Below are 23,651 nucleotides of genomic sequence, written 5' to 3' on the forward strand. Positions count from 1 at the left end.
TTCTCCACACCTACAACCACCACCGCTGCCACACCGCACTCGGAGGCCAGCCCCCGATCAGCCGAGTGAACAACGCTGCGGGTCAATACACCTAGACCGGGCCCGGGTGGAGAACGACCGCTGGACTGCCTTCCGCTCGCACTGGGGCATCGATGCCTTCTACTGCCGTCCCGGCATCGAAGGCGCCCACGAGAAGGGCGGCGTCGAGGGACAGATCGGCTACTACCGCCGCAACCACTTCGTCCCCGTCCCCGAGACCGCCTCGCTGACCGAGCTGAACGCCATGGTCGACCAATGGGACCTGGACGACGAGGGCCGGCGCCTGCGGTCGAAGACCCGCACCATCGGCGAGTACTTCGCCCAGGAACAGCCGCTGCTGAGGCCGCTGCCGAGGGAGGTGTTCGAGACCGGCCGGTGGTTCACCCCGCGGGTCAACCGATTCGGCCAGGTCACCGTCCGCTGCAACTCCTACTCGGTCCCGGTCCGCTTCATCGGCCGCTGGCTGCGGGTTCTGCTGCACACCAACGACCTGGTCGTCTATGACGGCCGCACCGTGGTCGCCCATCACGAACGGCTCAGCGGCCGGGGTGAGTCCCGCCTGGTCCTGGACCACTGCCTGGAGGCTCTCCTGCGCAAGCCGGGCGCCTTTCTCGGAGCGACCGCCCTCGAACAGGCCAAAGCCGCAGGGAAGTTCACCCCCGTCCACGAAGCCTGGTGGACCGCGGCCCGCGCCGCCCACGGCGAAGCAGCCGGCACCAGAGCGCTGATCGAGGTGCTGCTGCTGAGCCGTCACGTGGAACACGAACACGTCGTCGCCGGACTCGCCGCGGCCCACCGGGCCGGCGCCCTGACCGCGGACGCCGTCGCGCTCGAGGCCCGCAAGGTCGCCGAAGGCGAGACCTTCACCGAGCCCGCAAAGCCCACCACAGGCCGTTCCGTCCAGTCGCAGGAAGAGACGGGTGGCACCGTCACGTTCCTGTCCGACTGGAAGCTGTCCCACCTCCCTCCCGACACCCGGCCGCTGCCGTCGGTGGCCCACTACGACCAGCTCCTGCAACGGCACGGCCGCACGGCCGGCGAGAGAGAGGGATCATGACTCGCAAGCGCGGACTGACCGAAGAAGCCGCCACCGCCTCGATCGACCAGGCATGCCGCATGCTCAGGCTGCCCTCCATCCGGCAGCAGTTCACCGATCTGGCCGAGGGCGCCGCCCGCGATCAGATGTCGTATCGGGCCTTCCTCGCCGAACTGCTGCTGGCCGAGTGCGACGACCGGGCCCGCCGACGCTCCGAACGCAGGATCAAGGCGGCCTCGTTCCCGCGGGACAAAAGTCTGCGGGCGTTCGACTTCGAGGCCAACCCCAACATCGACCCGGCCACCATCAACACCCTCGCGACCTGCGAGTGGGTCAAGAAGGGTGAGCCGCTCAGCCTGATCGGCGACTCCGGCACCGGGAAGTCACACCTGCTGATCGCGCTGGGCACCGAGGCCGCGATGCACGGCTTCCGCGTCCGCTACGTGCTGGCCACCAAACTCGTCAACGAGCTGGTCGAAGCCGCAGACGAGAAGCAGCTGTCCAAGACGATCGCCCGCTACGGTCGTGTCGATCTTTTGTGCATTGACGAACTCGGCTACATGGAGCTGGACCGCAGGGTCGCTGAGCTGCTGTTTCAGGTTCTGACCGAGCGCGAGGAGAAGAACAGTGTCGCGATCGCTTCGAACGAAAGTTTCAGCGGCTGGACGAAGACGTTCACCGCCCCCCGGCTCTGCGCGGCCATCGTCGATCGGCTGACCTTCAACGGCGCCATCATCCAGACCGGCACCGAGTCCTACCGCCTCGCTCACACAAAGGCCCAAGCCGAACAAGCCCAGGCCAGCTGACCGAGCGCCACACGGGAGGGGCCGCGTTTAGATCGCGGCACCCGCCGAGTCCTGCGGCCCCGTCATCCTGGAGGCTGCGCCGAGAATGAACGCCGCCTGCGCATCATCAACCTCGTCCCACACCCGCCGCCTGTTCAGGCTCGGCGTCACGGCTTCCGGGGGAGCGCGTCGTTCAGGACACGATGTGGAATGTGAGTTCGGTGGTCGTGTCGTCCACGGTGTGCCCGTGCACGTAGCCGCGGCTTGCCGCGTAGCTCCCCGTGCCGCCGTTGATCGAGAGCTCGAAGTCGCGGGGCGGCGGGGCATAGGGAGCGAAGCCCTGGACCGTGATGTCACCGCCGCTGAGGGCGAAGGTGATGGAGCACTGCAGAGTGCCGGTGCTCGCTCCTGTCTCGAGGCGGACAATGGTGCAGCCTCCGCCGCCGGAGCCGACCCTCTGGTCGTCGCGGTAGAGGTCGTTGGCGAGCGTGAAACCGTTGCCCTGGGCATCGCCCGAGCCGGTCGGTGTGAACTGAGTGGTCTTCGCGACCAGTGACAGCACCTGCTCGCCCTGTTGGCCGTCAGCCACGGATGAGGCGGCAGCAGCTGAAGCCAGCGGAGCGGAGAACACAACCGCACTCAAGGCTGCCACGGAACTCCGACCGAGCAATCCGAAATTACGCATGCCGAGACACTCCTAGCAGATCGAGGGTAATACGGCACTTCCGGCCGTGTGACTTCCGCTTATCGGGTCAGAGTTGATCACGAAAAGATTGATGTATCGAGGAGCCTCACAGCGTCAATCGGGTGATATCGCGGCCTGAGGTTCGCCCGACGAAGTACCAGTTGGATTCGTGTGGGCATGCGGTGCGGATGTATCGCGCCGCTGAGCCGAAGCCCGTGATCCGCCGCACGGCCGTGGACAGGTCTCGGATGCCTTTGACGGGATGTTCCGGCTCTCATCATGACCAAGCGGGCGGCGCTGCAGCACTCGAGTGACACTAAAAGTCACTGACATTGATCTTGGTGCTCGCCGCCAAACGACTCCCGAAGTCACACCGAAACGACTCTCTCACAAACCGACACAGCCATCCAGAAGTACCGACCGCGGTTTGGCCGCTCCCGCGGCGGCGGCCTCGTCTGCATAACCGCTGCCTCCGGCTTCCGCCCGCCCGAGCTCGGCTCCGAACGCGTCCGGAGTGCGTAAAGCGCTCAGTGCGTTCGCGTCCGCCCACGCGAGGTGGGCTATCTGGTGGGCGACCGTCCAGCCCGGTGCCGCTGTCGGTATGGACCAGTCGTCCACTGCCCTGACCAGGACGTCGAGCTCGTGGCCCTCAGCCACCAGCGCGGACAGGACACCGGCGTCATCTACATCGGGGACGGCGAGGTTGTAGTTCAACATATGCGCCAGGGTGCCACTCCTTCCGGATCAACGGCGGAGACGACGTGTGCGGGCAGACTCCGATGTCGCCGGAGTCTGCCCACTCAGTGGTGGGGCTCGTGGCACCACGGGACCACCGTGCTTCCTCAACGGCGGCGTAGAGCGTGTCGGGCCGGCTGGTCATCCGAGACGCGTGACGGTTGCGATCTGCTCTCCAGGCACGGCGACGGCCCCGGAATGATCACGTGTTGTGTGCCAGTGCGACCCGCACCGACCTGTTCCAGGACCGCCGCAACTACGTCTGGAACAACGACTACGACACCGCGACCCTGCGCTACGACCGTGACCGCTTCACCGACGACGCCTCCTGGGGCCCCCACCACGACCACGGCATCCGCCGCTGACCCACCCGCCGCCACAGACGCTCGTCTTCCAGCTTCCGGATCGCTGCGCGAGTCGCCGCGGACACACCGCGGATCCGGCGAACCGGAATACCTGCTCGGGTCCGCCAACGCGCCGCGCGCAGCCCCTTCGGACGCCTACGCGGCATCGCCCTTTCGGATCAACTTACTGGCATCTTGCCACGGTTCGTACCACGCCTGCACGCGATCACTGCGAGCCCGCACCGGTTCAAGTGCTATGACTACTCACCGATATCCCAGCACTCTTCGAACGACGAGTGATGCCGGAACTCACAAATATATAAACGCGGAGATCTCGTCCACCCGCTCCAGCGCACGGGCGAAAGCAGTGCCGTCGTCTGCGTCGGCGGCCAGCGCAGCCGCCTCTACACCACCCTCCGGGCCCCCGACTGCCGGGCCATCACGGACACACCGCGCCCCGATCAGGCCCCGCGTTCCCAGACTGGGAACACACCACGACCGAGCGCCGACGAACACATGGCGGACGCCCGGCTCGCTGACCATGCCCGGCGCATTCCGTCACCTCGGGAGCCCCATTTCGTCGGTTCCCCCACCAGGGTGATGGTGCGGACACGGATCAGGTCCCGGAGGAGCTCCGGGACCTGCAGCCGAACGAGGTCAGGCGGGGGTGATGTTCTCCGCCTGCGGCCCCTTCTGGCCCTGGCCGACGTCAAAGGTCACCCTCTGGCCCTCCTGAAGCTCACGGAAGCCGGAGGCCTTGATGTTGGAGTAGTGCGCGAAGACGTCCGGCCCGCCGCCGTCCTGGGAGATGAAGCCGAAACCCTTTTCGGCGTTGAACCACTTGACGGTTCCGCTGGCCATGCTGAGCCTTCCAGTCGAGATCGGACCCGCACCACGCGGCCCCGGGGTGATGCCGTGGTCCCACTCTGTACAGCAAAGTGCCCGCACCGGAGCGCGGGCGAGCAGTTCGAACCACGACATCTGACAGCGACGCTACACGGCGAAACCGGCTCTCACCAGAGAGCAACGGCAAGATCCGCCAGGAGTAGGCCGGTTGGGCGCCGACGGGGCGCTCGGCGCCCGCCGTCTTTGGGAGCAGCAGCACCGGGGGCCCTTCAAAGCGCGACCGCCTGCTCCCGCTTCCTGCGGCCGCTGCCTGTCCTGGTCACCACCGGCAGCGTGGTGTTGTGCCGCACCCGGACTACGGGCGCGCGACCCAGCAGCCCGACACCGCCGCCCAACCCCGCGGACAACCGAGAGACCGCGAAGCACTCGAGGAGTGGACCTCAGCGCCGGATGATCGACGAGGAGCCCGGGCCGGGTCTGTCCAGTGCTGTGACCGCATAGGTTCACCGGGTTCGTCCTTGTCCTAGGATCCTCTGGCTATGGGGGGATCTTTTCGTGACTGGTGGCGCCTGACTCGTGCCGTTGCTGTGGCGCTGGCCGCACTGGCCGTGATCGTGTTACTGGGCGTCGTGCTCCTGGTTCTTCCGGGGCTGATAGTCGACCACGACCTCGCAGGTGGCCACCTCGCTGCAGCGGACCGGTTGAACGCGGTGAACAACGTGCGCACCACGCTTCTGCAGACGGTTGGCGGTGCGGCCGTCCTGTTCGGCGGCTATGCCACGTGGCGGCAGCTGCGCGTCAGCCAGGACGGGCTGAACGCAACCCGAGAGGGGAACATCACCGATCGCTTCAGCCGGGCCGTGGATCAGCTCGGCAGTGACAAGCTGGACGTGCGGATCGGAGGCATCTACGCACTGTGGCGAATTGCGGACCATTCCGACCGCGACCGCGAGGCGGTCGTCTCCATCATGGCGGCGTATCTGCGGACACACCTTCCCTGGCCGCCGCAGGAAGCCGCAGTTCCGGCGGACGTGTCCATTAACTCGGTGCCCCCGCTGGAGACCCGCGCCGCGGACGCTCAGACGGCGCTGACCTGCCTCGGGGTCCTGTACCAGGAACGGCGTCCGGAGTGGCTCAACGTCAGCTTGACCGATCTGCGCCGAGCCGACTGTGACGGATTGTGGCTGCACGGAGTCAACTTCGACGGCGCATGCATGGAAGCGGCGAGCGTCTACCAGGTCAACCTGAGCAAGGCATCACTGATCGCCGCCAACCTGCGGCATGCCGAACTCGGCACCTCCATTCTCCACCGGGTCCGCTGTCTGCAAGCCGATCTGCGCGGCGCACGCCTGGTCAAAGCCGACTTGAGGTCGGCGGACTTCTCCCGTGCGGACCTGCGGGAGGCGAACTTGCGCAAGACCTGTGCCCAGGAAGCCGTGTTCGCTGGCGCGGACCTGCGGTTGGCCGACCTCCGGGGCTGCGACCTCACCGACGCAGACCTGCGAGAGGCGAGGCTGGAAGGCGCGTTGGCAAGCGACCTTACGATCTGGCCGACCGGCTTCGACGCTCAAACAGCCGGCGTCGTTGTCACCGCGGACCCTGGCATCGAACCGGACAATCTGCTTCCGGCTGCCGCGCTCACGAGGCGAGTCCCGCTGCTGCAATCGGAGCCCATGCATGGTCCGTCAGCGTCGGCGAATTGAGCAATCAGGCAGCGCAGTCGATGGGCCGTTCGCCCCAGCGGATGCCCTTCTCGCTGCGGATGCGGGCGCGTTCCCTGCGCTGGGCGGCGAGCACCTCGGGGTGACGGACGCCGGCGTTGCGCCAGCGCAGGTAGTGGTGCGGGGCCTGGGTCTGCGCGGGATGGCTGCGGTGGTGGGAGTTGGCCAGGGTGAACTGCCGCAGCGGGCCGAAGTGCGCCTCGATCGGGTTGGCCCAAGAAGCGTAGGTCGGGGTGAAGCACAGTTCGACCTTGTTCTTCTTCGCCCAGCGGCGGATGTCCGCGCTGGTGTGGGCGGAGAGGTTGTCCGGAATGATGTAGATCGGAGCGCCGTCGGGTCGGGCGGCACGGATGGACTTCAAGGCGGCGAGGCTGTTGGCGGTGCCTTTGCGGCGGCTGTTGGCGCCCCACAGCCGGTTTGTCGCCGACGGAGTAGCAGCCTTGGAAGTAGGTGACGCCGTGGGTGCGGTGGTAGGTGGCCGGCAGGCGGTTACGCTCGCGCTGTTCGGCCCAGCAGGAGCCGCCGGTGGGTCGGATCCCGAGCGGCCCGAACTCGTCGAAGGCGAAGACCCGGTCCGGGAAGTGTTCCAGCACCTGCTCGATACGGTTGGGCTTGGCGTCGCGCTCGGAGTCGGGAGACTCCGTGCGGCCCGCTCGTCTGCCGCCCGACGCACGTGCGGAGGCCCCCAGCATGCGACGGCGAAAGCCACGCGGCCGGCCGTAGGTAGGCACCCGTCGGGACACGGGCCGATTGTGCACACCGGGCAGTCAACCGGCAGCCGACCGCTCGAACGCCTGACGCGCGTCCTCCAGAACCGTCCGCCAGGATACGACGTCCGGTCGGCGGCGCAGCAAAGACCGGCGCTCGCGCTCGGTCATGCCACCCCATACGCCGAACTCGATGCGCTGGTCGAGTGCTTCGGCCAGGCACTCGGTGCGCACCGCACACCCAGCACACACCGTCTTCGCCCGGTGCTGCTCAGCGCCCTGGGCGAAGAGTTCTTCGGGGTCGGTGCTCCGGCAGGCCGCAAGCTCAACCCATTGCACGCTGGTCATTACTCCCCCTCATTTTCCCGCTACGACCCTACGCCGCCCACCAGTAACAACGCTCATAAGCTTCGGTCCGCTCAACACGGGTGGGGAGCAAACGCCTGGGCGGGCCCGGGAGGGGGTTCCCTATGTCCTTCGTCAAGCTGTCGTGATGATGGGGGGCATGTCGGACGAGGACCAGGGGCTGGGATGTGAGAGCCGCCAGGAGTGGACACCACTGCACTTCGGTTCGGACGAGCAGGATGCCGCGAGTGTCGGCTCCCTTCTGGCGGCGGGAGCGTGGGTGGATGCTCCGGATGGCAGGGCCATACGCCTATGGCGTGTTTGAGATGTGGTCACAGTGCTTGCCGTATGAGGGTGAGTGGGACGGTGGCCTCGTAGCGGACGGCAAGCTTGTCGTACCTGGTCGCGACGCCTCTGGCCTGCTTCAACAGACCGATCCGGCACTCGACCTTGTGTCTGCGCTTGTACATCTCGCGGTCGAATCCGGGCGGGCGGCCACCGGCCGACCCTCGACGGATCCGGTGGCCGGCCTGGTCGCGCTTCTCCGGGATGGTGTGCGCGACCCCGCGTTTGCGCAGGTAGGAGCGGATCTGGAGCGAGGAGTAGGCGCGATCCGCAAGGACGTGCTTCGGGCGAGTGCGCGGATGTCCAACGCCGGCCCGAGGGACGCGGATCTTCTCCATGACCCGCTCGAAAACCGGTGCGTCGCCCCGCTGGCCCGCGGTGATGACAGCCGCAAGGACGTGGCAGGAAGCGTCCACCGCGAGGTGAATCTTGGTGGACAGCCCACCACGGGAGCGGCCGAGACCATGGTCGTCCGGCTCGGCTGCCAGGTTGTCCGGACGCGCCCGGCCCGGATCGTCAGCCCCTTTTTGCGGGCGCCGACGGCGTGTTGGTGCGCTCGACAGACGGTGGAGTCGACCGAGACCCCCCGCTAGATGATGCCGTCGGCATCAGCCTTGACCTGCAGCTTCTTCAAGATGCGGGGCCAGGTGCCGTCGATCTGCCAGCGCCGGAACACCGCATACACCCTCTCCCAGGGCCCGTACCGCTCGGGCACATCCCGCCACGGCGAGCCCGTCCGCGCCCGCCACCAGATCCCGTCGAAGACCTGCCGCCGATCCCGCGGCGGCCGGCCCATCTTCGGTATCGGCGGCAACACGGCTTCCAGCCGCTCCCACTGCGTATCCGTCAGATCGCCCCGAGACATCTGAAGATCGTTTCACGGCCAGGGTGGACAGCAGCCCGTCAGCTCTGATCTGTGGTGGGCCGCCACGACCTGCCGGTCTCGCGTTCGAACGCCGGACGCACGTCAACGGTGTCGTACACGATGCGCAGCGTGGCAATACGGCCGTCCTCGGCGAGCTCAGCCAGGTCCACCACGTCAAACGGCGCGGCAGCTCCGGACGGCAGGCGCCAGTCAAAGTGGAACCAGAACGAGATCAGTGCGGCCCCCTGCTGGGTCCGGCCCTCCGCCACCCCCAGCAGAGTCAGGCCCGCCCGGCTGGTATCGGCGAAGAGCTCGGGATAGAACTCCGTGGCCGGTCGAGGGCCGTACAGCGGAGAGTGCACCATCGCTCCAGGCGCGAACAACTCCAGCACCGCCTCGGCATCCGACCGCTCCAGCGCTGACAGGTAAGCCGACACAAGCTCAGCTGCAGTCATGATCACTCACTCAAGACCAGGCCAAATCGACAGCCCATGCTCTCATCCCACCCCTTGCGCTCCGCCCATCAACCGGCACCACACCCCAACATCTCAAACACGTCTTAGATGGCCTCTGAGCGGTTGAGTTGGCCGGCGAAACGTCCGGCCTGGCCCGCCAAAGGCAGCCCAAGCTCCTCTCCTACCTGCGGATCTTCCGAAGAACCTCCGCCTTCGTTTACACCTTCAGGTGAGCCTGCCTGGTCGATAGCGTGTGGTCGTGACGGAGCATTCGTATGACTCGGCTGACATCAAGGTGCTGGAGTTCGATGCCGCCGTGCGTAAGCGGCCGGGCATGTACTTCGGGGTGGGGCCTGGAAATCCGAAACTGCCAGCTAACGTGCTGTGCGCGGTGGCGCGGCACGTACTTCATCCCGCGACAAGAGTTGCCGGGGAGCACAGCTTGCGTGGTCTCGTCGAGATCACCGGGGACGGCAGCTTCACGATGTCCATGGACCAGCCGCATGTCTGGGAAGCCTCCGGTGCTCCCGCCCTCGGTTACTTCGACTCCCTACTGGGGCCTGAGTGGTGGCTGTTGGCAGCTGCTGCCGCGCTGTCCAGGCGGGTAACCGTCGAGATGTGGTGCGCAGGGCGCGGGTTGCGCCAGGTACTCACCGGCATCCGGCCTCTCAGCGCTCCCCGAGAGTTTCATCCGTCAGAAGGCAGCGGCACCAGGGTAAGCTTCGCCTTCGACCCGGCATATGTCGGGCCGCACTTCGTCCTCCCCTCGAATCTTGAGGACCCCGACCTGCATGGTCCGGACTGCTCGGAGCCTGCGGGCCCGGGTCATGTTCTGATCAGGGACGTCCGCCACAGGCAAGCAGCGCAGGAAGTCTTGCACCGCTGACTTCTCCCTTGCCCGCGCGCATCGCCAGCGCCGCCACGCAGGGGCTGACTCGGCTCGTGGAGCGGACCGTGGCGCCAGTAGCCACCGCCGGGCCAGCCCGAACGCTCGGCGGGGCCAACACAACCGCTACTGACCTTTGCGGCGTCTTGTCGTTGGGGGCTGACGATATGTGATCGTCGCGGTATGCCGGTTGTGTGAGATATCCGCAGGGTGGTGGGCTGACGCCGGAACGGCAGGCGTTTCGCGAGTGGATCCGACTGGAGGCCGCGGAGCGATTCGCTGCGGGTGCCTCCAGCGCCGAGGTCGCCAAGGACTTACGGGTGAGTGTGCGCTCGGTGCAGCGCTGGCGCCTAGCCTGGCACGATGCCGGAGCCGAGGGGCTGCGCTCTGCCGGGCCCGTCTCACGGCCCAAGCTGAGTGAGGCCCTGTTCACCGTGCTCGAGCAGGAGCTGGCGAAGGGGCCGGTCGCGCATGGCTGGCCGGACCAGACGTGGACGCTGGCGCGGATCAAGACGCTGATCGGGCGCCGGTTCCACAAGAGCATGACGCTGTCGGCGATCGCCCGGATGCTGCACCGGCACGGCTTCAGCCACCAGGTCCCGGCCCGCCGAGCGGTCGAGCGCGACGAGGAGGCCGTGGCGGGCTGGGTGAAGGAGACCTGGCCGCAGGTGGAAGGTCCGTGGCGGCGCTCGACGCCTGGCTGTGCTTCGAAGACGAAGCCGGCTTCTCGATGACGCCGCCCACCGTGCGGACCTGGGCCCGGCGCGGACACACACCCGTCATCCGGGTGCGAGGGCGCTCTCAGCGCCGCTTCTCCGTCGCCGCTCTGGCCTGCTACAAGCAGGGTGAACGCTCACGGCTGATCTACCGGCCCAAGCGGCACGTTGATCACAAGCGGGGCGGCAGACGCAGTTTCACCTGGACCGACTACCGCGACCTACTCATCGCCGCACACCAACAGCTCGGCGCACCCATTGTGCTCGTGTGGGCACAACCTCAACGTCCACAAGGACCGCCGACTGCGGGAGTTCATCGACACCCACGACTGGATCACCTGCTACTTCCTGCCGGCCTACGCACCCGACCTCAACCCCGTCGAGGGCATCTGGTCACTGCTGCGACGCAGCAGCCAGGCCAACACCGCCTTCACCGACCCCGACCAACTCATCAGCACGCTCCGACATGGTCTCCGCCAGATCCAGTACCGCAGCAACCTCATCAACGGATGCCTCGCCGAAACCGGCCTCACCTTGACGACATCACGGCGACAACGTCAGTAACGGGCCAACTCAGCCGCTCAGTCCCACATGAAGATCGAGATATACGACTGGAGTACTAACCGACCCTGACCCGGTGGTCAGGGAGTCCGCTCCCCGGGATGCGCTTGAGCCAGTGACTCACCAGAACAGCATCTACGAGGCCACCGTCCCCGTGGCGCTCTACGTTAGAGGCACCAGTCAGAAGACGCGGGACAGGAGTTCGCCAGCCGCGGGAACGAAGTTCGTCACCGCGTCTGCTGCCGCGGGCTCGCGGCAGCAGGCGGGCACCTCTGGCCGGCCGGACTCTCCCCCGGCGCGTTCCGGTGGCTCGGAAGTTCTTGAGCCGGTTGATGGCCCGCTCGACGTCGTTGCGGCGCCGGTAGACCGTCGTGAACCCGGTGGGGGGCGGCCGCCTCGGCTGCCGCGGCGCCGGCGGTTGGCCCGCTGGTCTCCCGGCTCGGGGATCGTGTGCTTGATCTGGCGCCTCGCAGATGCCCCCGGCTACGGGGGTGACGAGTACGCTTTGTCACCCCGACATGGTCGGGCAGGGTGCGCGGTCACCCACCCGTCTGCCGTGGCACCCGGCTCTCTTCCGACACGGGAACCATCTGCGGTGCCCCCCACCGGCCGGGCGTGATCACAAACCCGAGCGGGCGGCATCCGTTCGACAGCCGCCAGCGGCCGGCGCGGCGGAAGGCGGTGTTGCGCACAGGGGCGGACGGGCCGTCAGAAGTCGTACGGTGAAAACTCCCCCATGATCGGTTAGGACACGGCCGTTCTGCACGCGCAGGGTGACCGACCGTATCGACTGTTTCCTCCACCCCATCAGATGACGCCAGGACCACACCTGTTCCCCCGAAAATGTTCGCACCCCGTAACAACACAACCCGACACAGACACACCAACCCCGACACCCCACCCACCACAGCATCGCCAACCCCCGACAACACAAACAAAGCCACCAGCCGCTCCCACCCCACCCACCAACCGCCTCGCCATCAGACCACCACGAGCCCCGCACCAGTCACCGAGGACAGCAGAGCGCGGACGCGCACCAGTACGCGCGGCACGATGAGCTGCGCACGCTCCACCGCACTCCCCCACCCGATCGCGAACGAACCCATCCGGCTCCGCTGCACACCCCACGGCGTCCACTCCCCACCAGTGCTACGCACCGCGATGCGGGAGCGCACGGGTGGAGTCGGGCAGGGGGTGGGCGAGCGCGTCCCGAGCCCGGAGCCGACGACCAGCTGCAGGCGGCGGGGTAGATGCCGCTCGGAGTGCTTGTCAGTGGCTCCCCCTACGGTTTGATCAGTGGGACCTGCCGCAGAGGCCGCGGGTCTGTCTGGGGAGGGGTCTGTCATGTCTACCGGGTGCACGGTGTCGACGACGTATATGGAGCTGTCGCAGGAAGGCGGCGGCGCGCACAAGTTCTACGAGATCGTTGTGGACGGCGTGGTGGTGACGGTTCGGTACGGGCGGATCGGGGCCGCCGGGCAGACGCAGGTGACGACGTTTGCCACGCCGGAGAAAGCGCGGGCCGCCGCGGCGAAGAAGGTCGGGGAAAAGGTCCGCAAGGGATACGCCCCGGCGGTTCGCGGGCAGCGTGCCCCGCGCTCGGTGACCAGGCGTCAGGTGACCTCGGCTCCGTCGACCGCGCGTGCCGTGGCACCTGTGCTGTGGCGGTTCGGCACAGGCTCGGCGGCGTTCGGTATCCATGTGGACGACGAGCGCTGCTGGGTCGGCAACGAGGCGGGTGATGTTTACACCCTGGACCACGATGGTGGTGTGCTCGCCCGTTTCAGCCTGCCGGACGGTGTGAAGTGTCTGGTCGCCGACGATTTCTGGATCTATGCGGGCTGCGACGACGGCAAGGTGTATGACTTGTCCTCGAAGCTGCCGTTCGCTGCGTACGACATTGCGGCGGACGTCGACATCTTCTGGCTGGACATTCACGAGGGCATTCTCAACGTCTCGGACCGGGATGGCCGGCTCACCGTCATCGACCACGAGGACGAGCACCAGTGGGCCCGCCGGAGTCAGGGCGAGCACGCTTGGATGATCCGTGTCGACGACCGAGCCGTCTACCACGGTCACTATCGCGGTGTGACCGCGTACGCGCCCGACGGCAACAGCGAGTTGTGGCACACGCCCACCCGGGGCGGCGTCTTGTTCGGCTGGCAGGAGGAGAAGGCCGTGTACGCGGGAACCACGCACCGCGTGGTCCAGCGGCTGTCGAAGGCGACCGGTGCGATCGAGGCCACCTACACCTGCGACAGCGCGGTGTATTCGTGTGCCACCTCGCCCGGCGGACGGTTCGTCTTCGCCGGTGATGCGGCATCGTCCGTCTACTGTTTCGACCTGGACGGCACACGCCTGTGGAAGCTCGGCACGGGCGGCGGCTCGGCGCTGTCGATGCAGTACCGCGACGAGCGGTTGTACCTGGTGACCACGGACGGCTCGCTGGTGTGCGTGGACGCGAGCGAGGCAGCCATCTCCGCCGCGCAGCAGGGCACGGTGCCGGTGGCGCGGGACGTCAAGCTCGCCGCCGCCCTGCCGGCTTATGCGCCGGCTACGGCCGCAGGCGCGGTCACCACCATCACCCAAGCCCCGGCCGGGACCATCATCGTCGAATGCGTCCAAGACGGGGGCCGCTTGCGCGTGCACGTAGTGTCCGAGGGCTACAACCCGACCTGGAACGTCCAGTTCCCCCGCACGATACGAGAGCCCGGGGCACGCTACGTCGTTGACGCCCTCCACGCGGCGGCCGGCGGCTTCTACCGGGTCCGCGGAGACATCCAGCGACTGCTGTGACCGGGACGGGCACCGCCTGACCGCAACCTTCCACAAGAACGAGCTTTCGAGACATTGGGGCGGGCCCGCTGTTCAGCAACGCAGATGTTGGCTGCGCAGAAATCTGCCGCCCTGGTCGCGGTCGCGGGTCTCGCGCAGTCCTGGGCAAGCGCCTGCCGGTTGTACCCCAACCGCGGTCGCCGAGCAGCTCGGCGGCCTCACCGACGTCCCCGAAGCCTCAGGCTCCACCATCCGGTGGCGACTGTCCGACCATGTCGCGGTCGAGGAGTTCCGGAACTGGAGCAGCGGGCCCCCGCGTCGTTGGCGCGCATTCATCTGGGGCCGAGGCCGGAATGGTCGACGCCAGATCGAAGAAGCCGCTGTCCGTGCAGCGGCGATGCAGAAGACGGTGGCAGTCACCGGATGATGACCGCTGCTTGACACGGCTGATTCCACAGAACGCCCTGGCCAACGGTGTACTGGTACTTCACCTGGGGTGCGCAAGGCTGACGGACGCAGTGCCGAGCCGAGCTCCGGCCCGCTCGACTCGCAGTCCATCCGCACCGCTGACACCGTCCCCGGCGCGACCAGGGGCTTCGGCGCCGGTAAGAAGGTCAAGGGTCGTAAGCGGTCCCTGGTCACCGACACCCTCGGTCTGGTCATTGCGGTCCGCGTGGTCGCCGCGAGCGTCCAGGACCGTGACGGCCCCCGCCGACCGCTCTTGTGGGCCCGGGTCGACCACCCGCGGATTCAGAGGTTCTGGGCGGATCAGGGCTTCGCCGGCCGGCTCGCCCGGCTGATCAGAGCGCTGCTGAGCGTGGATCCTGCCCATCGCCCGGACAGCGCTACGGCAGAGCGGACGCTGGAGCTGACCCAGTGCAGAGACACCCCCGCTCGCGGCATTCACCTGGACTGACCGAAGCGAGTCCAGCAGGCGCACAGACCTCCCGGTATGCCCGATGGGCAGCCGCCTTGGGGGGGTCGGATCGCAGTCCGGGCTCGGGCCAGCGGTAGAGACGTAACGTCCGCACATACCCCCTGCACCACCAGCAGCGCCGACCAATATGCCGCCCGATACGCGTCTCGAGCCTTGTGTCGGGGAGCTGAGCAGTACTCCATGGACCAGCTCCTGGCCCGATTGTCAGTGGTGGGAGGCAGTATGCCGGTCATGACTACACCTGCAGCAGTGATCGTGGATGGCCCCGCCTATGCGCAGGCGGTCGAGGAAGCCGTACGGGCGGCGGCCGCGTACTACGAGGGCGGCACCTCGGCGCTGGACGATGACGCCTACGACCGGCTGGTGCGCGGGATCGCCGCTTATGAGGCCGAGCACCCCGAGCAGGTGCTGCCCGACTCACCCAGCGGGAAAGTGGCCGGCGGCGCGGTCGAGGGCGATGTCCCGCACTCGGTGGCGATGCTGAGCTTGGACAACGTCTTCTCCCCTGAGGAGTTCACCACCTGGACGGTGTCTTTGGCGCGCCGTATCGGGCACGAGGTCACCCGCTTCAGCGTCGGGCCGAAGCTGGACGGGCTCGCGATCGCCGCCCGTTACACCGGCGGCCGCCTGACACAGTTGATCACCCGCGGGGACGGGACGGCCGGGGAGGACGTCTCGCACGCGAAGAGCACCATCGAGGGGTTGCCCGAGCAACTCGCCGAGCCGGTAACCGTGGAGATTCGCGGCGAAGTCCTCATGACGAACGCCCAGTTCGAGCACGCCAACGAGGTGCGCAGCGGTCATGGTGGGCAGTCGTTCGCCAACCCGCGCAACGCCGCGGCGGGCACGCTGCGGGCCAAAGAGCGCCTCTACAGCGTGCCGATGACGTTCTTCGGCTACAGCCTGCTGCCCCTGCCCGGCACCGACCGTGTCCTGGCCGAGCGGCTGAACGCGTTGGCGCACAGTGACCTGATGGACCTGGCGGCCAACCTTGGCGTGCACACCAGCGCCCGCACCACGGTCCCGGACACCGTCGCCGGGAGCGTGGGGCAGGTCCTGGCCCGGGTGCAGGAGATCGCCGCGCTCCGTGCCGAGTTGCCGTTCGGCATCGACGGCATCGTCATCAAGGCCGACCTCGCCGCGGACCAGCAGGCCGCCGGATCCGGCTCCCGTGCGCCACGGTGGGCGATCGCCTACAAGCTCCCGGCGGTGGAGAAGATCACCCGGCTGCTGGAGGTGGAGTGGAACGTCGGCCGTACCGGGATCATCGCCCCACGCGGCGTCCTCGAACCGGTCGTCATCGAAGGCTCCACCATCACCTACGCCACCCTGCACAACCCGGCCGACATCACGCGACGCGACCTGCGTCTGGACGACCAGGTCATGGTCCACCGCGCCGGCGACGTCATTCCCCGGATCGAGGCTCCCCTCGCCCACCTGCGCACCGGCAACGAACGGTCCATCGTGTTCCCGGAAGTCTGCCCACGCTGCGGATCAGCCATCGACAGGAGCGGGGAACGCTGGCGGTGTGCGCAAGGCCGCAACTGCCACCTGGTCGCCTCCCTCTCCTATGCCGCCGGCCGCGACCAGCTCGACATCGAAGGGCTCGGCGGCACCCGTGTCGTCCAACTCGTCGACGCCGGCCTCGTCACCGACCTCGCCGACCTGTTCACCCTCACCCGCGAGGCATTGCTCGCACTGGACCGGATGGGCGAAACCAGCACCGACAACTTGCTCGCCGCGATCGGCAAGGCCAAGCAGCAGCCACTGTCGCGGGTGTTGTGCGCGCTCGGGGTGCGAGGCACCGGCCGCTCCATGTCCCGGCGTATCGCCCGCCACTTCGCCACCATGGACGCCATCCGAGCCGCCGACGCCGACGCGATGCAGCGCGTCGAAGGCATCGGCTCGGAGAAGGCTCCCTCGATCGTCGCGGAACTGGCTGAACTGGCCCCCCTCATCGACAAACTCGCCGTCCTGGGCCTCAGCATGACCGAGCCAGGCGCCACCCCGCCACCCGCCGCCGGTGAAGCCGGCCCTGCCCTCGGGACGCCCGCGGCCGCGGCGGAGGGTGGCCCGCTGGCCGGCATGGCAGTGGTCGTCACCGGCGCGATGAGCGGGGCCCTGGAGAAGCTCTCCCGCAACGAAATGAACGAGCTCATCGAGCGGGCCGGTGGCCGCTCCTCCTCCAGCGTCTCCAAGAAGACAACGCTCGTCGTCGCGGGCGACGGCGCGGGCTCCAAGCGCGCCAAGGCCGAACAGCTCGGCATCCGCCTCCTCACCCCCGACGAGTTCGCCGCCCTGATCGCCGACCTCCTGACCTGAGCCACCGACCACAGGCACAGGAGGGGGCAATACCCGTGCAGCATGGCCCCCCTCCACGCGCCCGGTACAACCGGACGCGGCGCATGGCGACTTTGCTCGGGTACCGGCGCCGGCTCCCTGATGCGCCACGCAGCCTCCTGAGCCATCGCTCTCACGGCGGCCCGGCGGACGCAGCGACGGCAGAGCTCCGCAGCCCAGTAACGGAGCTGGTCTTCAAGGACCAGGTGCGGCAGCGAGGCGCTGCGCGTCCGGCCGCGCTGGGTCCTGGTCGCCGACCGGACCCCGGGCAGGGCCCGCACTCGATTTCGGAGACGCTCATGCGCATCACAAGCGGGCGCCCCACTGGACCTGCGGAACATCGCCGCCTACGTCCCGGACCGGCTCATCCTGTCCCGCACCCGCGACCACGGCATCAGCCTGGAACCCATCGGCCTGCCCGGCCTCGTCCTCGATCCACGGCCCTGACTCCACACCGCCGTTCGTTTCGGTTCCCGGCGAGCGGTCGGCCGACCACGACGACGCGCCGGGTGTCGGCGTCGATGACGACCTGGTGGTTGGTGGAGTACCGGTAGTTCTTCGACCGCTCGCCGATGGTGTGATCCCGGGTGGGAACCAGCGTCCCGTCCACGATGAGCACGGTGTCCTTTGCGAAACGCTGACGGGGCTGGAGCGCAAGCATCGGTCCGAGGTGGTCGATGATCCGGTCTGCGGCAGACTTGGACACCCCGAACAGCGGTGCGAGCTGGCGCAGGGTCAGGTTCGTGCGCCAGTACGCGGCCACCAGCAGGGCCCGGTCCTCCAGTGGAAGGCTCCATGGCCGGCCTTTGCGGACCGCGTCCGCACCCTCACGTCGCAGCACGGTCACCAGCTTGCTGAAGGCGCGAGGGCTCAGCCCGGAGAACGGGGCTATCCAGGACGGCTCCGACGCCGTGATCACACCAGCCACGCCGTGATCGTTCCACCCAGGGGAGGCCGAGCAAGTACTCTTCCGCCCAAGTACCAGCGGCCATCGGGCCTGGGCCTGCCGTCCCGGGCAGTCCAGAATGCTGCCGTGGCCGAAGACGAGCAGAGCGGTATAGAACCGCGTTCATTCCTGACATGCGTGACAGAGGTGGCCCGGCTGCTGGGCGTCGGAGACGTCGCCATGGAGCCGAAGGACCGGCGTGCCCGCCACCTCGCCCATGCGGTGCGTAAGCCCCTGCTCGAACGTGCAAGTCTGCCCGAAAAGTGGTTCGCCCCCCTGATGGCGGCAGCCGTGTACGACCCGGATCCCAGCTTCTGCCGCTGGTTCGTCGAGCCGGCGGTCTATGCGTTCGGACGCCGCCGTGTGATGGCGGCATTGGTCGACTACCTGCGGGTCGGCACGGATGCCGAGCGAGCTGGTGCCGTGCGGGCCTGGTACAGCGCCCACGTGCCCTTGCGTGCAAACCGATCTCCCGCGTATGCACTCAGCGGGATACGTGATCCCGCGCTGGACGAGTCACAGGACATCAAGGCCGCGTGGCTGGAGGCATCCCTGCGGGTGTTCGCCGAAGCCACCGACCTGCAGATGCGCCACCGTGTCCTGCTGGATCTGCCCACCCCCCGCGCGGCATACCCGCCATACCTGCACCAACTACTTGAAAGCACACTCGCATCCGCCCGGGTCCATCCCGACCCGCACATCCGTCGCTGGGCCGCAGCAGCAGACCACAAAGGAGTCTGAGCCCGACTCTTAACCCTCCTGGCAGTTACGGGACAGCCCTTCGGTGTCAAAACCGTACGCGGTGTGTTCCCCAAGGGCATGACCCTGAATGTGCTGCGGCAGGACCGGATCCTCCATGAGGCTCGGGCCAGCGCTGCCCCCCCCCTGCACCTGATGCGACTGTTCGGCATCAGTACTTCCACCGCCATGCGCCACGTCGGCCCCGCCTACCCGGAGCGATCCGCGAAACTGCCCAGGTAGCGGGCCCGCCATGAGCCCGATACCGCAGTTAAAGTCCGTGGCGGCGTGGCAGTGGGTCCGGCATCATCCCCCGTGTGATGGTGATGCAACCCGTTCTGGAGATCTTCGCTGCCGACGACTTTGCGCTCTGGCCGGTTGGCGAGCACGAGTCGTACGGCTACCTCGTTCTGAACGGAGAGCTGACTCCGGCGGAGGTCGGCACGGCGGTTATGCGGATCGCCGACTGCAATGACTTCGAGCCGGAGGAGGAGCACGGGCCGTGCCCGACCGACCCGCTCGGCAGGTTCCTGCACGGGCTGCTCACCATGCCCGACTTGTTCGCCGCCGGCGGGTTCCGGGTGACCGACAACTCGACCGGCACCGTCCTCGTCGAGCCTGGCTGCTGCAACGGCCTGGAGACCTGGCGGGACTGGCTGGAGGTGCTTGACGGCACCGGCTGCTCCTACTTCGGCCACGACCCGTCCTCGGTGGCCGAACGCGTCGGCGACACCGTCCGGCTGACTCTCGACGCCCACGCGAAGAACGGCAGCCCGGTGATCGAGCTGCCAGTAGACCAGGTACGCACCCTCGTCACCGGTGCCCAGCAGGACTTGCGGAACTTCCTCAGCCTCGCCGGAACCTGGGCCGAACAACACCTGCCGGCACACGCCGCCGCCGTCACCGCTGCCCTGGCCCGGGCACTGGACCTGGAGCCCACACAGTGAGCAGCTTCCTGACCCACCGAGCGCGCGTGCACGACGCTCGCCTCCCCCTGCGCCGCCGACACAGCGCGCTGCGGACCTGCATCACCCTCTTTGCGCCGTACGGCTTTCGGGCGACGTATCACCACCTCACGCTCAGCGCCGCGATCCCCAGGCGGCTGGAGGCGGATCCGGACGCGCTGGTGCGGGCGGTGGAGGAACTGCATGAGGCGCGGGTCCTGTGGCTCGCGCGGGCGGAGGAGTACGCCGCGCAGCGTCGGGCGGAGAAGCGAGCCGGGCGGCGGGCCGTACCGAACCCACGACCGTGGTGGCTGCGGAGCAGGTGGGAGGGCCCGGACCGCGCCTGGTACGAAGACCCGTTCCGCCACCCGTCGCTGCGACTGTCCCAGTACATCCGGCGGCAGAACGCGATTCTCGACGGTACCGATCTCCCCGGCTGCCCGGCCTGCGGGAACGAGGGACCGCTGGAACCGAACCCGACCGGGCACGGATGGATCGAGCTGTGTCGTGGGTGCTCGTGGGCGGCGGTGCCATGTCCGTGCGGGCAGCGGCACCGGATCGTGCCATCGATCCCGTACGGCTGGAGCGAGATCTGGCAGCGGGCGCACATGAGCGATGACGGCATGCCGAACCCGCACTGGCCCGCGGGCTGATGAACTTGATGACGCCAGATCCCGTCCACCACAGCGAACCCACGCGCGGGACCACCACAGCCGTCAGCTGAACGCAGGTTCCGGCGTACCAACGCTCAGGATTCCGGGAACCCGCGAGCTTCCAAAGGGGCGAGGTCAGCTGATGCCGTGCCGGCGGGCCATGCGGTCGGTCATGGCGAGGTGGATCGTGGCTTCCGAACTAAAGGGAAGGGTTTCGGAGTCCCGGGCGAGCCTGCCGTGGAGCATGAGCCAGCCGTAGGTGGCTCGACCGTCCAGCGTTTCGGGATCGGGGTGAATCCCCTGGTACCGGGGATGCGTTGCGTGATTTCGAGGTCGATGCCGTGGGTGGCGGCGTACTCAAGGAAGTGTTTGCGAAAGCCACCGTCAATCCAGACCTTGCGGCTCGCGGGATGGGCGCCCTCCGTCTGGTCGAGAAGGGTCTGGCCTACGGCGGAGTCCTGGACGCCGGCCGCGGTGACCAGAACGGCCAGCAGAGACCGAGGATGTCGGTGATAATGCTCCGCTTGCGGCCGACGATCTTCTTGCCCGCGTCGGCGCCCTGACCCCAGGCGGGGACGCTGGTGGAGGTCTTGACGCTCTGCGCATCGATCACGCAGGCGGATGGTTCGGCGTCCCGGCCTTCCTGTTGCCTCAGGAGCCGCCTGAGCGTGCCGTTGAGCTGGGCGAACACGCCTTCCTGCTGCCACTTGGCGAAGTATCCGTAGACCGTGTTCCAGTGCGGCAAGTCGTGCGGGAGGTAGCGGCCCCTTTCGGTAAATCCATTTCAGCCCGCCAGGCCCTCGCCATACGTCCCCCAGCAACAGACCGAGCGGGTGACACCGCTGATAGAAGCTTGAGCAGCGGATTTATCCGGGAAATGCCGGGGGGCCGGAAGTGAATAGGGTCTGCTGTGGCGGTTGGGAGGCCGCGGCCGCGTTTCCTCGGGCTCCGACCGCGGGAGCGGCACCCGCAGCAGGCTTCATCCCTGCCAGGCTTCTTGGCCGTCATCGCCCCGTGCTGGGGAGGTCGGCCTCCGCTGTGGCTGATCTCAGGCACGCCGGGCCGGATGGCACACCGCTCACACGGGAGAACGGTCAGGCCGGCCCTCTGATACACCGCGCCTGCGCCGCCGGTTGACGCCCCGGTCACACCGGGCACAAGGACGGCGGCAATCCGAGGGAGGCGGGAAACTCGGCAGTTGCAACGCGGCGGGACGGACACGGAGCCGCCAGCACCCGCGCCCCCGACCACCCGCTGATCTCCAGCGGCCACGGCCCCACTCAGCGTGCGAAGCCGCAGACCAGGCCTGTCGGGAACGGCAAAGCCCCGCTCCGCCAGCAGCCGACGCACCTTTACGGACGGCCCGGCTAACGGTCGAGCGATCGACGCCGAACAGCACACCCAGGACCGCGTGAGGCAGATCGTGCCGGAGATGGACCGGAGATGGATCAGTGTGACCACCAGCCGGTCCATGAACACCAGCCGGTACTGAGCACCCGCACCCGGCGCTCGTCTCCGCGATCCACCCCCGCACCTCCACCCGCCGGCCCTCCGCCGCAGCCGCCCACGGCCGAGCCAACTTGAACACCTGCAGTGTTCCCGCCAGCCCTCCGGAGATCTCTCCTCCGGGCAACGCCGTGCACCGGGGCGAAGACCAGGGACGCTGGGTGCGGTCAGCACGGCTCGGCTGGGCTGGGCTGGGCTGGGCTGGGCTCACCATCGTCCAGCGGTGGATGTGCGAACACGTCCTCGGCATCCAGCCCGCCAGCGAGGAGGACAAGCCGCCCCCGCGACGCAGCCAAGCCGACAAATGGCCCGCGAACTACGGAGCCGCCCGGCTCTGGGAGTGCGGGCGGGAGGTGAGGGAGTCGCCGGGAGAGGCCGCCGACGTAGGCGATCCGATCCCCCGGCCGGGGCAGAGACGACGGCACACACGGAGCGCGCCATGCGGGCGAACCGGTGCCCTGCGGGCCGGCACACCGCGTCATTCCGAAGGAATGCGAAACTCGAATTCGGGACGATCCCACGGTACGGCGGGCGGATTCGCGAGCGCGGTCCCGGTCCGCACGGCGCCGACGCGGTGGTAGAAGTCCTCGGCGGGACGATGGGACACGACCTTGATACGGTCGAGCCCGGCGGCACGGGCTTCGGACTGCATGTGCGCGACGAGCAGTCGTCCAATACCCCGTCCTTGCGCTTCGTCGGCGACGAACAGCAGGTCGAGCTCCGGTGGAGCGAGGACGAGCGAGTAGAACCCCAGGACCCGGCCTCCAGGCTCGTCGGCGCCTACGGCTACGAAGGCGCGGTGGGCCTCGATGTAATCGGGACCGACCCGATAGCCCGCGACTGCGGAGGCGTACTTGCCCTCGTAGGCGCGTGAGCCACGCACGAGCCGCGTGAGCCGTTTGGCATCCCGCGCTACGGCCCTCCGTATCGTGATCGGCTGACTGATCGGGGGTGTGCGTGAGCTCATCGGGAGAGTATGTCGCACCGGGGGAGTGCCCGTGTGCGGCAGGTCGGCCGCTCGGGCGCGCGTTCCTGCACCGCTCCCAAACACCGCTCGCCCAAGCCCCCACTCTTCCACGTCGCCGCCGCGTCGCCCGCCGGCAGCAACTGGACGCCCGAACCGCTGCTGCGCCAGGCCGGACAGAGCCCGACGATCACGGCATTGGACGGTCCCGAGGCGGCCTGAGCACGAAAGTCCACCTGTCCAGCCACGCGGCCGCCCAGCACTGCCATGCGCCCGCACACCTCGGCCAAGCCGGAGTCCCGCCAGGCCGTCGCATCCGCGCGGATGGCCGTTACGAGCCAGGCCGCAGGCAGCCCAAGGCGTATGTCGGAGTCCGCAATGGCCTGCACATTCGCCGAGGACCTGTAGCCGCCAATCAGTCCTCGCGCAAGGAGGTCCCCGTGCGCGTCGGGCTTCGGCGCCGACAGCCTGCAGGGCACGAGATCGGATCTAGCCATGGCAGTGGTGGCTAACCTCCCTGCAGGGCGGCGCGCTGCCAACCCTGACCGGGAGTGTCCAGTCCGTCAGCGTCTAGCCAGAGCTCCGCAGCGAGCCTGAGCAGCTCGAGGCTTCGGGTCACCCAGTCGCTGGATTCGCCCAGGACCCGGGCTGCAGCGTGCTGGGAGCCGTGGACCTGTACGAGGCGCTCGAGCGCCTCCGCTTCGTCGAGCGGCTGCCGGTCGTCGTGTCGAACAGCGGCAATGCGGGCCGAGCTCCTGCAGGAGGTGGAAACTTGGA

The 23,651-nt window shown here is 68.0% G+C and carries 19 protein-coding genes and 8 pseudogenes; 14 read left to right on the plus strand and 13 right to left on the minus strand.

Features of this window, described 5'->3' with window-relative positions:
• Positions 1 to 106 precede the first annotated feature (106 nt).
• Together FB157_RS44765 and istB are read left to right on the plus strand one after the other, a co-directional pair.
• The gene (locus FB157_RS44765) at positions 107 to 1,096 is read left to right on the plus strand and encodes a transposase (RefSeq protein ID WP_186581967.1); all 990 of its coding nucleotides are present in this window, start codon (positions 107 to 109) and stop codon (positions 1,094 to 1,096) included.
• Entirely contained in the window at positions 1,093 to 1,881 is a 789-nt protein-coding gene (gene istB / locus FB157_RS44770) for an IS21-like element helper ATPase IstB (protein ID WP_145887250.1), read from the plus strand. The genes FB157_RS44765 and istB overlap by 4 nt, the downstream gene beginning before the upstream one ends.
• Positions 1,882 to 2,053: 172 nt before the next feature.
• On the opposite strand, the gene FB157_RS44775 is transcribed toward istB, so the two are convergent.
• Both FB157_RS44775 and FB157_RS44780 read right to left on the minus strand, forming a co-directional pair.
• The gene (locus FB157_RS44775) at positions 2,054 to 2,545 is read right to left on the minus strand and encodes a hypothetical protein (RefSeq protein ID WP_145887252.1); all 492 of its coding nucleotides are present in this window, start codon (positions 2,543 to 2,545) and stop codon (positions 2,054 to 2,056) included.
• A gap of 387 nt (positions 2,546 to 2,932) precedes the next feature.
• Positions 2,933 to 3,262 (minus strand): maleylpyruvate isomerase N-terminal domain-containing protein, encoded by a 330-nt coding sequence (locus FB157_RS44780; protein ID WP_261386981.1) that lies wholly within the window; start codon positions 3,260 to 3,262, stop codon positions 2,933 to 2,935.
• A 242-nt stretch (positions 3,263 to 3,504) separates the two neighbouring features.
• Here FB157_RS44780 and FB157_RS44785 point away from each other — a divergent pair.
• A pseudogene (locus FB157_RS44785) lies at positions 3,505 to 3,645 on the plus strand (lamin tail domain-containing protein); the annotation flags it as partial.
• 636 nt (positions 3,646 to 4,281) lie between these two features.
• On the opposite strand, the gene FB157_RS44790 reads toward FB157_RS44785, so the two are convergent.
• Positions 4,282 to 4,485, minus strand: coding sequence for a cold-shock protein (locus FB157_RS44790; RefSeq protein WP_145887254.1), 204 nt, complete (start codon positions 4,483 to 4,485; stop codon positions 4,282 to 4,284).
• A gap of 524 nt (positions 4,486 to 5,009) precedes the next feature.
• Here FB157_RS44790 and FB157_RS44795 point away from each other — a divergent pair.
• Positions 5,010 to 6,173, plus strand: coding sequence for a pentapeptide repeat-containing protein (locus FB157_RS44795; RefSeq protein WP_145887256.1), 1,164 nt, complete (start codon positions 5,010 to 5,012; stop codon positions 6,171 to 6,173).
• Positions 6,174 to 6,177: 4 nt separating this feature from the next.
• Here the strand turns inward: FB157_RS44795 and FB157_RS47825 are convergent.
• The 4 genes and pseudogenes from FB157_RS47825 to FB157_RS44815 all read right to left on the minus strand — a co-directional run.
• Positions 6,178 to 6,832, minus strand: a pseudogene (locus tag FB157_RS47825) (transposase); the annotation flags it as partial.
• 126 nt (positions 6,833 to 6,958) lie between these two features.
• The gene (locus tag FB157_RS44805) at positions 6,959 to 7,246 is read right to left on the minus strand and encodes a WhiB family transcriptional regulator (RefSeq protein ID WP_145887258.1); all 288 of its coding nucleotides are present in this window, start codon (positions 7,244 to 7,246) and stop codon (positions 6,959 to 6,961) included.
• A gap of 329 nt (positions 7,247 to 7,575) precedes the next feature.
• Positions 7,576 to 8,453: pseudogene (locus tag FB157_RS44810) on the minus strand (IS5 family transposase).
• 38 nt (positions 8,454 to 8,491) lie between these two features.
• Positions 8,492 to 8,908, minus strand: a complete 417-nt coding sequence (locus FB157_RS44815) for a nuclear transport factor 2 family protein (RefSeq protein WP_145887260.1) — start codon at positions 8,906 to 8,908, stop codon at positions 8,492 to 8,494.
• 259 nt (positions 8,909 to 9,167) lie between these two features.
• Here FB157_RS44815 and FB157_RS44820 point away from each other — a divergent pair, with 259 nt between their 5' ends.
• The 3 genes and pseudogenes from FB157_RS44820 to FB157_RS44830 all read left to right on the plus strand — a co-directional run bounded on the left by FB157_RS44820 (position 9,168) and on the right by FB157_RS44830 (position 11,074).
• Positions 9,168 to 9,794 (plus strand): hypothetical protein, encoded by a 627-nt coding sequence (locus FB157_RS44820; protein WP_261386982.1) that lies wholly within the window; start codon positions 9,168 to 9,170, stop codon positions 9,792 to 9,794.
• A gap of 194 nt (positions 9,795 to 9,988) precedes the next feature.
• Positions 9,989 to 10,528, plus strand: a complete 540-nt coding sequence (locus FB157_RS44825; RefSeq protein WP_145887264.1) for a winged helix-turn-helix domain-containing protein — start codon at positions 9,989 to 9,991, stop codon at positions 10,526 to 10,528.
• Positions 10,525 to 11,074 (plus strand): annotated as a pseudogene (locus FB157_RS44830) (transposase). The gene FB157_RS44825 and the pseudogene FB157_RS44830 overlap by 4 nt, the downstream one beginning before the upstream one ends.
• 292 nt (positions 11,075 to 11,366) lie before the next feature.
• Here FB157_RS44830 and FB157_RS44835 read toward each other — a convergent pair.
• A pseudogene (locus FB157_RS44835) lies at positions 11,367 to 11,715 on the minus strand (IS5/IS1182 family transposase); the annotation flags it as partial.
• A 336-nt stretch (positions 11,716 to 12,051) separates the two neighbouring features.
• On the minus strand, positions 12,052 to 12,177 hold the full coding sequence (locus FB157_RS49205; protein WP_261386983.1) for a hypothetical protein: 126 nt from the start codon (positions 12,175 to 12,177) through the stop codon (positions 12,052 to 12,054).
• Between the two features lie 238 nt (positions 12,178 to 12,415).
• Between FB157_RS49205 and FB157_RS44840 the strand changes: the two genes are divergently transcribed.
• From FB157_RS44840 to ligA, 3 genes are all read left to right on the plus strand, one after another.
• Positions 12,416 to 13,867, plus strand: coding sequence for a WGR domain-containing protein (locus FB157_RS44840; RefSeq protein ID WP_145887312.1), 1,452 nt, complete (start codon positions 12,416 to 12,418; stop codon positions 13,865 to 13,867).
• 475 nt (positions 13,868 to 14,342) lie between these two features.
• Positions 14,343 to 14,762 carry a transposase gene (locus FB157_RS44845; RefSeq protein WP_186581968.1) on the plus strand — a complete coding sequence of 140 codons (420 nt, stop codon included), beginning with the start codon at positions 14,343 to 14,345 and terminating at the stop codon, positions 14,760 to 14,762.
• Between the two features lie 252 nt (positions 14,763 to 15,014).
• Positions 15,015 to 17,105 carry an NAD-dependent DNA ligase LigA gene (ligA, locus tag FB157_RS44850; RefSeq protein WP_186581969.1) on the plus strand — a complete coding sequence of 697 codons (2,091 nt, stop codon included), beginning with the start codon at positions 15,015 to 15,017 and terminating at the stop codon, positions 17,103 to 17,105.
• Positions 17,106 to 17,523: 418 nt separating this feature from the next.
• On the opposite strand, the pseudogene FB157_RS44855 reads toward ligA, so the two are convergent.
• Positions 17,524 to 18,051: pseudogene (locus FB157_RS44855) on the minus strand (transposase family protein); the annotation flags it as partial.
• 105 nt (positions 18,052 to 18,156) lie between these two features.
• Between FB157_RS44855 and FB157_RS44860 the strand changes: the two are divergent.
• The 3 genes from FB157_RS44860 (at position 18,157) to FB157_RS44870 (ending at position 20,404) form a co-directional block, all read left to right on the plus strand.
• The gene (locus FB157_RS44860) at positions 18,157 to 18,810 is read left to right on the plus strand and encodes a hypothetical protein (RefSeq protein ID WP_261386984.1); all 654 of its coding nucleotides are present in this window, start codon (positions 18,157 to 18,159) and stop codon (positions 18,808 to 18,810) included.
• 317 nt (positions 18,811 to 19,127) lie between these two features.
• The gene (locus tag FB157_RS44865) at positions 19,128 to 19,754 is read left to right on the plus strand and encodes a hypothetical protein (protein ID WP_315903924.1); all 627 of its coding nucleotides are present in this window, start codon (positions 19,128 to 19,130) and stop codon (positions 19,752 to 19,754) included.
• Positions 19,755 to 19,780: 26 nt separating this feature from the next.
• Positions 19,781 to 20,404 (plus strand): hypothetical protein, encoded by a 624-nt coding sequence (locus tag FB157_RS44870; protein ID WP_261386985.1) that lies wholly within the window; start codon positions 19,781 to 19,783, stop codon positions 20,402 to 20,404.
• 135 nt (positions 20,405 to 20,539) lie between these two features.
• Here the strand turns inward: FB157_RS44870 and FB157_RS44875 are convergent.
• From FB157_RS44875 to FB157_RS44885, 3 genes and pseudogenes are all read right to left on the minus strand, one after another.
• Positions 20,540 to 21,167, minus strand: a pseudogene (locus FB157_RS44875) (IS5 family transposase); the annotation flags it as partial.
• Positions 21,168 to 21,670: 503 nt separating this feature from the next.
• Positions 21,671 to 21,992: pseudogene (locus FB157_RS44880) on the minus strand (transposase family protein); the annotation flags it as partial.
• Between the two features lie 396 nt (positions 21,993 to 22,388).
• Positions 22,389 to 22,877, minus strand: a complete 489-nt coding sequence (locus tag FB157_RS44885; RefSeq protein ID WP_186581970.1) for a GNAT family N-acetyltransferase — start codon at positions 22,875 to 22,877, stop codon at positions 22,389 to 22,391.
• Between the two features lie 33 nt (positions 22,878 to 22,910).
• Between FB157_RS44885 and FB157_RS44890 the strand changes: the two genes are divergently transcribed.
• Entirely contained in the window at positions 22,911 to 23,096 is a 186-nt protein-coding gene (locus tag FB157_RS44890; RefSeq protein ID WP_145887274.1) for a hypothetical protein, read from the plus strand.
• Positions 23,097 to 23,651: the final 555 nt, after the last annotated feature.

It is taken from the genome of Streptomyces sp. BK340 (assembly GCF_007827595.1).
In the GTDB taxonomy this organism is placed as follows: domain Bacteria; phylum Actinomycetota; class Actinomycetes; order Streptomycetales; family Streptomycetaceae; genus Streptomyces.